18 protein-coding genes are annotated in these 12849 nt (G+C 60.2%); 12 read left to right on the top strand and 6 right to left on the bottom strand.

From position 1 onward, the window contains the following. Nucleotides 1–5: 5 nt before the first annotated feature. The gene (locus BKX98_RS01600) at nt 6–740 is read left to right on the top strand and encodes a CDP-alcohol phosphatidyltransferase family protein (RefSeq protein WP_233125258.1); all 735 of its coding nucleotides are present in this window, start codon (nt 6–8) and stop codon (nt 738–740) included. Here BKX98_RS01600 and BKX98_RS01595 read toward each other — a convergent pair. The 3 genes from BKX98_RS01595 to BKX98_RS01585 are packed head-to-tail and all read right to left on the bottom strand — an operon-like array spanning nt 737 to nt 2547. Next, complete coding sequence (locus tag BKX98_RS01595) at nt 737–1264, bottom strand: 2'-5' RNA ligase family protein (protein ID WP_038990643.1); 528 nt, start codon at nt 1262–1264, stop codon at nt 737–739. The genes BKX98_RS01600 and BKX98_RS01595 overlap by 4 nt on opposite strands. Before the next feature lie 4 nt (nt 1265–1268). Further along, on the bottom strand, nt 1269–1802 hold the full coding sequence (locus tag BKX98_RS01590) for a GNAT family N-acetyltransferase (RefSeq protein ID WP_073705942.1): 534 nt from the start codon (nt 1800–1802) through the stop codon (nt 1269–1271). Then, entirely contained in the window at nt 1795–2547 is a 753-nt protein-coding gene (locus BKX98_RS01585; protein ID WP_073706420.1) for a bifunctional 2-polyprenyl-6-hydroxyphenol methylase/3-demethylubiquinol 3-O-methyltransferase UbiG, read from the bottom strand. Before BKX98_RS01585 ends, BKX98_RS01590 begins: the two co-directional genes overlap by 8 nt. Before the next feature lie 338 nt (nt 2548–2885). On the opposite strand from BKX98_RS01585, the gene BKX98_RS01580 reads away from it, so the two are divergent. The 4 genes from BKX98_RS01580 to BKX98_RS01570 all read left to right on the top strand — a co-directional run bounded on the left by BKX98_RS01580 (nt 2886) and on the right by BKX98_RS01570 (nt 5934). Further along, a complete protein-coding gene (locus tag BKX98_RS01580) occupies nt 2886–4034 on the top strand; it encodes an acetyl-CoA C-acetyltransferase (RefSeq protein ID WP_073705941.1) in 1149 nt (382 codons plus the stop codon). Between the two features lie 31 nt (nt 4035–4065). Beyond that, complete coding sequence (locus BKX98_RS16950; protein WP_158024637.1) at nt 4066–4209, top strand: hypothetical protein; 144 nt, start codon at nt 4066–4068, stop codon at nt 4207–4209. Further along, nucleotides 4206–5405 carry an acyl-CoA dehydrogenase family protein gene (locus tag BKX98_RS01575; RefSeq protein ID WP_073705940.1) on the top strand — a complete coding sequence of 400 codons (1200 nt, stop codon included), beginning with the start codon at nt 4206–4208 and terminating at the stop codon, nt 5403–5405. The genes BKX98_RS16950 and BKX98_RS01575 overlap by 4 nt, the downstream gene beginning before the upstream one ends. Nucleotides 5406–5469: 64 nt before the next feature. Continuing rightward, nucleotides 5470–5934, top strand: a complete 465-nt coding sequence (locus tag BKX98_RS01570; protein WP_038990647.1) for a hypothetical protein — start codon at nt 5470–5472, stop codon at nt 5932–5934. A gap of 41 nt (nt 5935–5975) precedes the next feature. Here BKX98_RS01570 and BKX98_RS01565 read toward each other — a convergent pair whose 3' ends face one another. Both BKX98_RS01565 and BKX98_RS01560 read right to left on the bottom strand, forming a co-directional pair. Then, complete coding sequence (locus tag BKX98_RS01565) at nt 5976–6818, bottom strand: MBL fold metallo-hydrolase (RefSeq protein ID WP_073705939.1); 843 nt, start codon at nt 6816–6818, stop codon at nt 5976–5978. Between the two features lie 25 nt (nt 6819–6843). Further along, nucleotides 6844–7809 carry an RluA family pseudouridine synthase gene (locus tag BKX98_RS01560; RefSeq protein WP_083586576.1) on the bottom strand — a complete coding sequence of 322 codons (966 nt, stop codon included), beginning with the start codon at nt 7807–7809 and terminating at the stop codon, nt 6844–6846. 310 nt (nt 7810–8119) lie between these two features. On the opposite strand from BKX98_RS01560, the gene BKX98_RS01555 reads away from it, so the two are divergent. From BKX98_RS01555 to BKX98_RS01530, 6 genes are all read left to right on the top strand, one after another. Next, entirely contained in the window at nt 8120–8803 is a 684-nt protein-coding gene (locus tag BKX98_RS01555; RefSeq protein ID WP_073705938.1) for an MSMEG_4193 family putative phosphomutase, read from the top strand. Between the two features lie 10 nt (nt 8804–8813). Continuing rightward, the gene (locus BKX98_RS01550; protein WP_038990650.1) at nt 8814–9353 is read left to right on the top strand and encodes a DUF3090 domain-containing protein; all 540 of its coding nucleotides are present in this window, start codon (nt 8814–8816) and stop codon (nt 9351–9353) included. Beyond that, entirely contained in the window at nt 9350–10117 is a 768-nt protein-coding gene (locus BKX98_RS01545) for an SCO1664 family protein (RefSeq protein WP_073705937.1), read from the top strand. The genes BKX98_RS01550 and BKX98_RS01545 overlap by 4 nt, the downstream gene beginning before the upstream one ends. Nucleotides 10118–10191: 74 nt before the next feature. Next, nucleotides 10192–11031 (top strand): alpha/beta fold hydrolase, encoded by an 840-nt coding sequence (locus BKX98_RS01540; protein WP_073705936.1) that lies wholly within the window; start codon nt 10192–10194, stop codon nt 11029–11031. Nucleotides 11032–11079: 48 nt separating this feature from the next. Beyond that, complete coding sequence (locus tag BKX98_RS01535; protein ID WP_073705935.1) at nt 11080–11466, top strand: hypothetical protein; 387 nt, start codon at nt 11080–11082, stop codon at nt 11464–11466. Between the two features lie 108 nt (nt 11467–11574). After that, nucleotides 11575–11868, top strand: a complete 294-nt coding sequence (locus BKX98_RS01530) for a DUF4287 domain-containing protein (RefSeq protein ID WP_038990654.1) — start codon at nt 11575–11577, stop codon at nt 11866–11868. Nucleotides 11869–11882: 14 nt separating this feature from the next. On the opposite strand, the gene BKX98_RS01525 is transcribed toward BKX98_RS01530, so the two are convergent. Then, nucleotides 11883–12176 carry a hypothetical protein gene (locus BKX98_RS01525; protein WP_143180992.1) on the bottom strand — a complete coding sequence of 98 codons (294 nt, stop codon included), beginning with the start codon at nt 12174–12176 and terminating at the stop codon, nt 11883–11885. 142 nt (nt 12177–12318) lie between these two features. On the opposite strand from BKX98_RS01525, the gene BKX98_RS01520 reads away from it, so the two are divergent. Then, nucleotides 12319–12822 carry a glyoxalase/bleomycin resistance/extradiol dioxygenase family protein gene (locus tag BKX98_RS01520; RefSeq protein ID WP_083586575.1) on the top strand — a complete coding sequence of 168 codons (504 nt, stop codon included), beginning with the start codon at nt 12319–12321 and terminating at the stop codon, nt 12820–12822. The last annotated feature ends 27 nt before the right edge of the window (nt 12823–12849 follow it).

Here is a 12849-nt window from a genome sequence, read left to right as displayed (position 1 = left end):
TAGCTTTGGCTGCGGGGGTCGTCCTTCGGGACGGCCCCCGCAGTTATTTAACAAATTACCTCGGCCAACTTGACGGATATTTTTTCCCGGGCCAGCTGGCTCGCAGCCTTGTATATTGCGGCTCCGTGCGTCATCGTTCAACTAAGGGAAAGGGGAAAACAGTGGAAACGCGCGCGGTACGCAAACATGAATGGGCGACGATTCCGAACGCCATCACGATCATTCGTTTTCTCCTGGTTCTTCCCATCGTTGGCTTTCTGGTGGCCGATACCGAACCGGTGCTGACTGCGGTGCTGCTTCTTGCCTTCGGCCTCAGTGACTGGGTTGACGGGTTTATCGCCCGCAAGTTCAACCAGGTCTCGCAGCTTGGCATCCTGCTGGATCCCATTGCCGATCGCTTGGGCATCGTGGCTATCGCTATCGCGCTGGTAATTAGCGGAGCGATCCCGGTCTGGGTTGGCCTGGCCGTTTTCGTCACTGACCTGGTTCTGCTGTGCACCTATTTCTTCTTGCGCCTTGAATCCCCGCCGGCTTCCACATGGCTGGGAAAGATCCGCACTGCCATCATGATGCTGGGCCTGGCCTGCGTGGCCTTTGGCAGAATCCCCGAATTTACGGTGCTGGCCGCACCGGGCGTAGCCATTTTGGCAGCCGGCACGGTGCTGCATCTATTTGTCGGCTTCGGCTATCTGCGCATTATGCGTGCTTCGGCCGAAACGCAGAGGTCCTCGGCCAGCTAGTCACGGCCGTTGTGCTCCATGTCGCCGGCCAGGAGCGTCAATTCCTGCAGCCGGGGCTTCCACAGTGCTGCCCTGCAAGCAGTCAGTTCCCTGAGCTGCGCTGATGCCAGCTCATCCAGTGCACGGATATAGTCGGGAACGATCTCGCGTGGAAGGCGCAGGCCCATGGTCAGATGCGGGGTCCATCTGGGTCCTCGTCCGTCGGGATTCACGGCGCTGATTTCCCGGGCCGCCATTTCCAGGGCGTCGGTCGTTTCCAGCAGCCAGGCAACCGTCTGCTTGCGCTTGGTACCGAAAACAATCGTGCCCACCCGGTGGAAGCAGGCGGGGATGAGATCTGGGAGCAGCTCTGCGGCCCGCTGCGCTACAGCATCGCTCATGCTGGGCGAAAAGGTGATGGTGATATGCGGAGTCTGGTGTTGTGCTGGAAACCCTCGCTTTTCCAGCTGGGCAAAGATTTCCCGCACTTGCTGCTCCTGCTCGGCCGAGAAGCGCAACAGGATGTTATCTGGGGATCTGCTCATCCGGCTATTCCTTTCTCGTGCTTGTCACCGGACGCGTCCATGTACGGGCGCATGAATTCTGGTCCCCTGCCGCATGGTTGCTGGCCTCCCCGGTAGGCCTGTAGCCAAGGCTCGTCCAGAACGGTTCCGCTTCGGCGGCGTTCGTATCGACAATCGTTATCCGGCAGGTGGTGATCGACGGATAATCCTGCACCAGCGCGAGTACCTCTTCATGGAGCTGCTTCCCCAACCCCTCTGCTTGCCTTGCGCCGTCAATCATGAGCAATCCGATGTGGACCGTGTCCGTTCTCGGCCAGCCGACAATCAGATCAGCGAATCCGACGAGTTCTGCATCCAGCCAAAGGCCAAGATCGATTTTCTGCTCGGCCCGCGCCGTCGGCGGCAGGGCGGTCAATGCCTCGATTGAGGCATCAGCTGCGGGAACTGCGCCGGTAACACTTTGCGAATGCCCCGGGTTGCTTTCCATCAACCGCTGCAAGCAGGCTGCCTGTTCGATGGAAAGCCTGGTTAACTGGAGCTGGGAAGACCGCTTATCCATGAGCCGTCTCCCCGGTTTTTCCCTTGGCCGCTTCAGCTTCGAAGATCATCAGCGGCTGCTCGCCGTTGAATGGTTCTCGCGTCCAGTCGCCCCAGATAGCGCGAACCTCGAACCCTGCGGCGGAAAGATCTCTACTGATCTGCTCGGCGCTGCGGAAGGCCAACTCCAATTTTTCGACCACTACTTCCTGCGACTGCTCGAACTTGGCGTAGGACAATAGGCGGACGACTCCCGGGCTGCTTTCGTCGGCATCGAACCATTCGGTCAGCGGGCCGAATGGCGTCTGCCGAGTGGCGGCTTCTTCTGCATCCCACTTTTCCCAGGCACGCGTCGACGGGTTCCTGCTTTCAAAAGCCAGCACCGCTCCGGGCCTCGCAGCTTCGCGCAGTTGTTTCAAGGTTCGTTCCCACTGCTGGCCAGGGATGTGCTGGGCGACGTTCCCAGTCATCACCATCAAGTCGAAGAGCCCGCCGTCGATAGCCGAAGAATCGCCGTCGATCCAGGTGACTCTCCCAGCTTCGGGCCGACGCCTGGCGTAGGAAAGCATTACCGGTGAGGGGTCAACTCCTACAACAGTTCTTCGCTCGCCAACAAGCGTTACCGTCAAGAGCCCAGTGCCGCAGCCTAGATCCAGGATCCGATCGGCTTGGGTTTCAGCCGCGAGTGCACGGTAATAATCATGATCCGGTCCATCGGGATTATCCGTGTCGTAGAGTTCCGTGAGTCGTGGATCATAGTCGGTCATGCTCACATGGTCCTATTCCGTTCTCAGAGTTTCCGGTCGAGGTGCCGGGGTGCGCAACAATTCTTGCCTTGCCTAGGTGAAGCCGGCTCATTGTCGGTTGCTTCGCTGCCGGCATGCACTGTCCCGTCAGGCATCCTACGGTCCGCACCAATCGCGCAATAATTCTTCGCATGGAACTTTGCCCCAGCCGCTCCTACTAATCAGTAGTCGCTCCGGCACAACATGCATATCCCCAAGCCAACCACATCAATTGTGACCTAGACAACTGATGGTGAATTGGGCATTGTTGGTTCAACAGACGTTTCCGGTCTGCTCGAAACCCCTAATGGAGGAGCTCCATGGCCGAGGCCTACATCATTGATGCGCTGCGTACACCGGTTGGACGCCGGGGGAAATCGCTGGCGCAGATCCATCCACTTGATCTCGCCGCGGCGCCGCTGGGAGAACTGGTGAACCGGAACAATATCGATTCCGAGCAATACGATGAAATCGTCCTCGGCTGCATCGACCAGCTGGGACCCCAGGCCATGGACATTGCCCGCAACGCCTGGCTGGCCGCCGGCCTATCGGAACACGTTCCCGGGACCACGGTGGAACGCCAGTGCGGCTCCGGGCAGCAAGCAGTCTCCTATGCGGCGCAAGCGGTCATGAGCGGCACCAGCGACCTCGTCGTTGCCGGCGGCGTCCAATCCATGTCCAGCATCCCGCTGTCCCATTCCAATTCCGCCGCCAAGGACTTCGGGTTCCCTGACCCCTACACCGGCTCCAAGCGATGGGCGGCACGCTACGGCGAGCAGGAAATTTCCCAGTTCCGCGGTGCAGAAAAGATGGCGGAGCGCTGGGGCCTGGACCGCACCCAGTTGGAGGACTTTGCCGTGCGTTCCCATGAGCGCGCGTTGAACGCCCAAGCGCAGGGATACTTCGACCGCGAGATCCTGGCCCTGGATGGCTTGGCCGCCGACGAGGGCCCGCGCCCTGTGGACCGCGCCAAGATGCAATCACTGGCCCCGATCATCGACGGAGGAGTGCATACAGCGGCTACCGCATCGCAGATGTCTGATGGCGCCGCCATGCTGCTCATTGCCTCGGAGTCCGCGGTCAAGCGCTATGGGCTCAAGCCCCGCGCCCGCATCCACCACATCTCTGCCCGAGGCGATGACCCGGTCATGATGCTTTCAGCGCCGATCCGCGCCACCCAGCATGCTCTGGCCCGCGCTGGCATGCGCATCGAGGACATGGACCGCATTGAGATCAACGAAGCCTTCGCCGCGGTGGTCCTTGCGTGGCAGCAGGAAACCGGTGCCGACATGTCCAAGGTCAATGTCAACGGCGGCGCCATTGCTTTGGGCCATCCGATTGGTGCCACCGGCGCACGGCTGATGACCTCCCTGCTGCACGAGCTGGAACACAGCGATACCCGCTTTGGCCTGCAGACCATGTGCGAAGGCGGTGGACAGGCCAACGTCACCATCATCGAACGCCTCTAGCTTCCGGCACCGGCCACGAAGGAAACCACCCATGAGCGCATTGCCCGCCGATACGGCGATGAAACCCGATGACCCGAACACCATTGGTGCGCTCATGCGCTGCAACCAATCGGGCAAATTGCTCAAGCGCAAGTCGCGCGCTGAACGCAACACGGCTTCGGGCGGCGCCCAATGAACCGCGACCCGTGGGCACCCTACGAGCTCGCCACCGCGGTGGATGTCGACTACCTGTCCGCTTTCGCGACTGCCACCGACGAGGATCGCAGGCATTGGGCTCGCACCCGGCAATACGGCGAAGAGATCCTGCCGGTCATCAACGAGCACTGGGAGAACGGGCATTACCCGCTGGACCTGGTCCGGCGCATGGGCGAGCTCGATCTGTTCACCGACGGGCTGAGGATCCCCGGCCACGCACACTTCTCCCCGCTGGCCGCAGGACTGGTAGCCATGGAGCTGTCTCGTGCCGATGGCTCGATGGCAGCGGCCGCTGCAGTGCAGGGCGGCCTGGTCTTGCGCAGCCTAAAATTCTTTGGCAGCCCCGAACAGCAGGAGCAATACCTGGAACCGGTGGCTTCAGGTAAGTTGCTCGGTGGCTTCGCGCTGACCGAACCGCACCATGGTTCGGACGCTGTCGGCCTGGAATCCAGCGCCCGGCGCGACGGGAAGCACTGGATCATCAATGGGCACAAGAAATGGATCGGCAATGGAGCTGCCGGCGGCATCACCATCGTGTGGGCGCGGGATGTTGCCGATTCGCAGGTCAAGGGGTTCATTATCGACCAGGGCACCCCCGGCTACGAGGCCGCCCCTGTGCGCGGCAAGGGCGTGCTGCGCGCCATCGAGCAGGCAGAGATCCGGCTGACGGATGTTCGCGTCCCGGAGTCCGCCCGTCTCACCGGGGCGGAATCGTTCAAGGATGTCTCGCGGGCGCTGGTTGATACCCGGGTGAATGTCGGCTGGTCGGCTCTGGGCCATGCGCAGTTCCTCTTTGAAGCTGCACTGCAGTATGCCAAGCAGCGCACGCAGTTCGGCAAACCGCTCGCCGCACACCAGATGATCCAGGAACGCTTGGCGCAGATGCTGGCCGAAATCACCAACATGCAGTTGCAGTGTGCCGCCGTCGCCGGCATCCAGGCCGCCGGCCAGTTGAAGGACACTCAGGCATCATTGCTGAAGTTCCATAACACCCGCGCTGCCCGCAGGATCGCATCCACCGCGCGCGATCTGCTGGGCGGCAATGGAATCCTGCTGGAAAATCATGTCATTCGCCATGTCGGGGACATCGAGGCGCTGCACACCTACGAGGGAACGGAGTCGGTCCAGGCATTGATTCTCGGCAGGGATCTGACCGGCTTCAGCGCCTTCAGCTAGATCTGCGGAGTACGATAATGATGAATCTTGCGTTACCGCTTGGCCAACGACCGAAGGACTGCCCATGCCATACCTAGTCGATTTCAAGGACGTCTCCACCCAGGGCCTTGAGTCCTCGCCCGTTGCCGATGCACTCGCAGGCTTGCGCGCCAACGAAGCGCGTTATCTGAAGAACAAGTTCAACCACGACTTTGCCGTCGAGCAAGCGGCCGACGCTCAGGACACCATTGCGTGGGTGAACAAGATTCTTGCCGAAGAACGCGACCTGCACATCGCATCCACGCCGCTGCAGGCGACCATCTTTGAGGCCGACGGGGCCAAGCGCGCCTACGTCTTCTACGAGTCAGGCCTGTCCATTAATGTCCTCTACGGCTTGGAACCCGGTGAGAAGCGCGCCGTCGGCTTCAAGCTCAGTGACGGCATGGAGGTGCCAGACGAGCTGCAAGAGAAGTTCAAGTTCGCGCGGCAGAAGTCCAAGCTGGCAGGAACCATCCGCGGCTCCTACTTCGTGATCAAGAACGAATACTGACCTTTCGAAGAATGGACTGCTGCCCCGCGCTTTCGTGGATCCTACTGGGCACCCGGCAACTGCGCGTAGGCATCCTTGGCTGCCTCTAGCAGGAAATCAGCAGGCCACAACGCGCGCACTTCAGCCGGGAACACGATGTCCTTGATGGCTGTGCCGTTCTGAAGCGCCGCACCCAGGGTCGCTGCGAGCTGCTCGAAGCAGTGCAGTTGCTGGATCACGAATTCCCTTCCCACAGGTTCCCCGTGGCCAGGAACTACCACGTCACCGGGCTGGATGTGCTTTAGCAGGAATTCGAGCACTCCCGGCCAGCCCATTGGATGGGCGCCCGACCCGAACATCGGCGGGCCCGACTGCTCGATGATATCGCCCAGGAACCAGGTCTTGGCATCAGGAATATGGATCGCCAGGTCGGTGTCGGTGTGCCCTTCGCCCAGCGGGATTACCTCGATATCCCGCCCGCCAAGGCTCAGCGTGCAGCGATCTTCCAGCAGGTGGTTCGGCGGTGTCAGCTGCACACCGTCCCAATCCATGTCGGGTTCGAGTTCCGGCGAGCGCCGAACCAACTCAAGCCGGGGCTTCTCGAATTGCTCGAAATGCGCAGGGATCCGGTGATGGCCGTAAATCGGGATTCCCTGCTGGGCAAAGAGCTGATTGCCGAAGGTGTGGTCGTAGTGGGCGTGCGTGTTGATCACCGCAACTATTGGAAGACCAAACTGCGCTGCGGCCTCGTCGATGATTTCTCGTGCCTCGCGTTCGTTATTGCGGGTATCGATAATCGTCACGCCGTGTCCGCCGAGCACCGCACCAACGGAAATATCCAACGGATCATAACGCCTCTGGAATACCCCCGGGGCTACCTGGTTCCAGATTCCTTCAATCATCATTGACCGTCCTGCCGGCTCTGCTTGGCTAGAGTCCTGCCTTCAGCAACTGTTTCCAGCGCAGCGGCATGGGTGCCTCGACCACCAGTTCCTGGCCATCGGGCTTGGGAATCACCAGCTTAGTCGCATGCAAGAAGAGCCCGCGGCCTCCTAGCTGTTCAACACGGCGATTGAACTTCGCAAAACCATACCGGTCATCACCGGCAATCGGATGCCCTTGGCTTTGCAGGTGGACACGGATCTGGTGCTTGCGTCCAGTCATCAGTTGCACATCCAAGATGGTGGCGCGCTGTCCTACGCGTTGCCTGACCACGACGCGGGTCTCGGCTCGTTGCCCGTGCGGGTCAACCACGACCTTGTCGGCGCGGCGCAGCAGCGGCGCGTGGATCGATTCGATGCCCTGCTTCCAGTGCCCTGCCACGAGCGCCAGGTAGTGGCGTTCAATTTCGTCTTCCCGGTCCCGGAGCAACTCATGCAGATAGCGCAGCATGCTTGGGGTCTTCGCCAGCACCAGCAGCCCTGAAGTGTCGCGATCCAGACGGTGAGTCAATTCCAGATCCGGCAGTTCCGGGCGCAACTGGCGGAAAACTTCGATCACGCCCGCAGGATTATCTGTACCTTGGTGCACGGCGATGCCGGCAGGCTTGTCGATGACCAGCACATCCTGGTCCTCGTGCACCACGGTGTTGCGCAGCCGCCTGACCAAGTACTCCGGGACGTCGGGTTCTGGTGCCTGGCCCGGTGCCGCAAGTAGCGCCGGCAAGGTAATCTTGTCATTTTCGGCTAGCCGGTAGCCTTCTTGGACTTTCTTGCCGTTCACGCGCAAGTGCCCTTTGCGCATGAGCCGGAACAGTTCTCCTGCCGGGACCGTTTTGAGCCGGGATCTCAGGAACTTTTCGATGCGCCGGCCTGCATGCTCGCCGTCGATGACAATGGTGCGCGCCTGGGAATCAGACCGCACTTCTGCCGCTGGATGCTGGAAGACTCCAGGCAAGAACTATCACTCCATTTAGGGGCCACATCCATGAGTGGATCATGGCGTCGCCGCTCACTGCGGGTCATTCTCAAGGGACTTCCGGGAGCCTGCCGCCCCGAATTGGCCAACCTTCATCGTACCCCGATGCCGTGATCCTGCACGAGTGAAACAACAGGCAAGAGGACTGAACTCACAAAATCTTCAGGAGGTATCAGGCCGTGATGAACATGGCGCGGAGCAACTGCCGATCCTGGCGGCCCTTTGAAATAGCACAAAGGATGCCGGTCCAATAGTCGCCTGGCTTCTTCTCGATGACTAGGCTGGGTTCATGGCAACAGTAATACTTGTACGGCATGGACGTACCACCGCCAATGCCACCGGCGTACTGGCTGGACGCACGCCCTCCGTGTTCCTCGACGATACTGGGGAAGAACAGGCGATGCGCACTGGCGAGCGGCTAGCGGCAATCCCCCTGGCTGGCATCGTCTCAAGCCCGCTGGAACGCTGCGTGCAGACAGCGGAATTCGCCATGCAACAGCAAAGCAAAGCCGCACAATTGCTGATTGAGCCAGAACTCTCGGAATGCGACTACGGCCTGTGGCAGGGCCGCAAGCTGCAGGACTTGGCTGCCGAGGAACTTTGGAAAACAGTGCAGTCCGCGCCGTCAGCGGTGACCTTCCCGGGCGGGGAATCCATGGCCGGAATGCAATCCCGGGCTGTAGCAGCCATCAGGCGCCATGACGCGGCGATCGAAGCCGAGCATGGTGCTGAAGCAGTCTGGGCGGCATTCAGCCATGGCGATATCATCAAGTCGGTACTGGCTGACGCGCTGGGCATGCATTTGGATCTGTTCCAACGCATTAACGTAGGTCCGGCGTCCGCATCGATTGTGCACTACGGGTCCGGCGCGCCCCGCGTGTACTCCATCAACACCGACGCCGGAGACCTCTCGTGGCTAGCCCCCGGCCTCAAGACAACCGATGCCCCGGTCGGCGGCGGAGCAGGACATTAAGGAGACTGAAATGACGGCAACAGTCAACGAATTCAACTGGCCGGATCGCGTAGTCATCGGCACCATCGGCGTGCCCGGGTCCCGAACCTTCTACCTGCAGGCAAGAGCCGGCTCGGAGCTTTCCAGCATCGCCTTGGAAAAGCAGCAAGCCGCTGTGGTTGCAGAGATGATTGACGAGATCCTGGATCAGCTTTCCACCGTCAAGGGCAACCCCTTCAACGTTCCCGAACATACCCCGGTGGAACTGGTCGACAACGATCCGCTGGAAGAAGTGAACGAATCATTCCGCGTCGGATCCATGAATCTCGGATGGGACGCAACCGTAGCGCAGGTAGTTCTGGAAGCTTTCTCCCTGAATGACGAAGATGACGAGAACTTCGATCCGGATGGACCGGGCGCAGTCATGCGCGTGCGCATGCCCGTAGGCACCGCACGCGCTTTCGCGATGCGCACCCACGAGATCGTGGCCGCTGGACGGCCGATGTGCGCCAACTGCGGTTATCCGATTGATCCGGATGGGCATACCTGCAGGGACGAGAACGGACAGTGAATGCGCCCGATCTGCTGACTGCGCAGCTGGAACTGACCGGCCGCATCGCCACCGCTTCCAACGCGACGTTCTTGGGCAGCATCGGTGAAAAAAGCGTTGTCTACAAGCCCGTAGCTGGAGAGAAACCCCTTTGGGACTTTCCCCATGGATCACTGGCCTACCGCGAGGTTGCCGCCTTTCGAGTATCTGAAGCCCTGGGATGGAACCTCGTCCCCCAGACGTGGCTGCGCAACGGGCGATTCGGCGAAGGCATGGTGCAGCTATGGCAAGACATTGATCGGGAACAGCACCCAGTAGACATCGTAGCCGCGGACAAGGTGCCTGAAGACGGCTGGAAGACCGTCCTGCACGGAGAGGACGAATCGGGGCATCAGATGGCTCTGCTTCACGAAGATACTCCTGCACTGCGACGCATGGCGGTCTTCGATGTGCTGGTCAACAATGCCGACCGCAAAGGCGATCACGTGCTAGCAATGCCAGATGGCCACCGCTACGGTGTCGACCACGGCCTCTGCTTCAATGAAGAGCACAAACTGCGCACCGTGCTTTGGGGATGGGTTGGCCAGCCGCTGACCGACGACGAACTGGCCGGTGTCCAGAGGGTCAGCGATGCGCTGGACGCGGATCTTGGGCAAGAACTGGCCGCGTTGTTGACCGGTGAAGAAATCGCCGCGCTCGCCGACCGTTGCACGGATCTGCTCAGTGAAGGGCGATTCCCTGCGCATCGCGGGCAGATGCCTGCCGTGCCCTGGCCGCTTTTCTAGCACGCAGTTTTCTGTTGACCGCAGGGCAGCCTGCAAGCCATTCTAGGAGTCGGATAGCAAAGGACAGGTCGCGCATGGGAACGGTCAAGGCAAACAAGGTAGACCTCGGTGTCGAATCCTTCGGAAACGAAAACGATCCATTGATTCTCCTCATTGGCGGCACCACCATGCTTGCCTGGCCCGAGGCCCTATGCGAGGCATTGGCTGCTGGTGGGCGCCATGTGGTGCGCTACGACCTTCGGGATTGCGGAGAATCAACCGCTGGGAACCCGATGAAACCCGCCTACAACCTGCGTGATTTAGCTGCCGATGCCGCGGCATTGGCTGAACTGCTGGATGACCGTCCAGCACATGTGGCGGGTATCGGGGTCAGCGGGATGATCGCCCAGGTGGCGGCGCTGGATTATCCTGAAAAGTTTAGCGCCCTGACATTGGTTGGCACACGGCCGGTAGCGCCAGGACCGGTGGACAATGATCTGCCAGACCATGACCAAGCAACCATGGGCAAGCTGTTTTCCCGCCCCATGCCAGATTGGGCAGACCGCGAGTCCGTTGCCCAGCACTCCGCCGAGGGCTCCCAAATCCTTGCCAACGATCCGGAAGCCGCCCTGGATCTGGCCTCCCGCATCTGGGACCGTACGGCGAGCGCAGAGCCAGAAGTCCACATGGCAAACCAGATCGGGATTGTCTTTTCCAAGTTGGACTGCACTCCACGCTGGCGCGAACGGCTTCCCGAGTTAGCTATCCCCACACTGGTCGTACACGGAGCCAAGGATCCGTTCTTCCCCGTCGGCAATGGCGAAGCGCTGGCCAGGGAGATACCGAACGCTTCCTTGCTCGTGCTTGAAAACGCTTCGACTGCCATACCTGCTTCTGCCTTCTCCCAGGTTGCTGATTCAATGCTGCGCCTGTAGGCAAGCAGCGATTCGAGCACTAGTCACAGGCCAATATAGACTTTCCTCATGGACCATAGGCCGCCCCGGACACCAGGCGAAGAACTTAGGCCTGCTGAACTAGAGCTGCTGGCTTTGCTCTGCAGCGGCAAAGATGCTGAATCGGCTCTAGCCCGGCAGCAACTGGAGTTTGCACGCTGGGGCGGCTACGAGTTCGAGGACTGCGAGTGCTTCTTGATTTCGTTCATTAGCAAGCGGGATTGCCGCAGTATCCGGCATGGCGATGGCCCGTTCTCCACCGTTGACGTTGGAAAAGGTGGGGAATACCTTGGGCAACTGACTCTTTGGGTTGTTGACGGATACCTTCACTCGGTGGATTACATGCCTTTTGAAGATGACCCAGGGCACCTGCCAACTTCCGAAAATTACACGTTGGAATTCGTCGGACGCAACTAACCTTCTCGACAAGGCTTGGCCGGCACGAGCCTGATAACTCTATTGTTCGGCGCTTCGCTTCGGTAGTAGTATTCGTGGCACATACTCGGGCCTTCGAGAGGATTCGCCATGTCATTCCAGGCCTATCTGGACACCATCGAGAAAAAGACCGGACTTACTCCGCGCCAGCTAGTCGGTATCGCCCACGAAAAAGGACTAGACCAGGAAGGTGTCAAAGCCGGGGAAATCCTGGCTTGGCTCAAGGATGACTACGAACTGGGAAGAGGACATGGCATGGCATTGGTGCATGTCATCCAGAAGGGACCTGGCATCTCCAGCAAACATGTTGGGTCCGGCGGCACGCACAATGACGAATCAGATGTGCTGTGGCTCGACGGCATCGCGACGAAGCCGTCCAAGTGAGCCAAACGCGAAAGCTAAAGATCCTGATCGCCAGGCGTCGTTCCGGGCTCCTCCCGTTGGTCGCGAACTGCAGTAACGGCTGAAACGGCCAATGAAATCGCGATGGCGATCCAAAAACTGTCAAGAGCTTCAAGCACTGGCCTACCTGAAATGAGGCAATAGGCCGCAAGGAACAAGGCCAGACCCGCGACCGAGACGCCGAGGTACACCGCGACTCGTTTCCAGGCAGTTTTGGAAAGCCTCCGCATTAGTTCTCCAATCATTTTCTCTATACCGTGGATCATTTCAGATTCTGCGGGATGAGGCACCGGGCGCTTCCACGTTCGAATGCTGAATGCATCAGCCGAAATTCCCGGGAAGGGTTCGGCCTCTGCCCGTCCGGCCGAGGCTCGGTCTGGACTCGATCATCAAGAAGATGATCGTTGAGCTATCAGGCCCCAGGTCAACTGATTGGTCCGGCAAACGAAAACTGCATACGAAAGACAGGCCGTATCCGTTGCGGGAAGCGTCGGGTTGGACCACACTTGGGGCAGGGGCCACTTTCGGACTCCTCAAGTTGTTCTATTCACGCGTGATATCGACCGCGCGACAGCATTCTATGGTGCGCTGGGCTTTCGGGAAGTGTTCCGCACGCCCGAAGCGGGAACGCCAATCCATGTTGACCTCGCCCTCGACGGGTACAGGCTCGGCCTAGCCACCGAAAGCAGCACCCGCAAAGACCATGGGCTCAGCCCGGTCGCCGACGGCCAGCGCGCCGCGGTGATACTTTGGACCGATGATGTCCCGGCAGGCTATGGCCGTCTCATCGGCTTCGGTGCGAAGCCTATTAAGGCTCCGTCTCCATGGCTCGATCGCTTGCTCATCGCGTGGGTCGAGGATCCGGACGGGCACCTCGTACAGATTGTGCAGCACCATGTCCAGCCACAGGACACTGTGCACAATCCTACGCGTTGACCACGAACGCCACATGACTGGGGCACA

The organism is Glutamicibacter sp. 0426, from assembly GCF_001906485.1.
Lineage (GTDB): Bacteria > Actinomycetota > Actinomycetes > Actinomycetales > Micrococcaceae > Glutamicibacter > Glutamicibacter nicotianae.
Note: the sequence above shows the minus strand (reverse complement) of the source record. Positions and strands in the feature narration are given on the sequence as shown.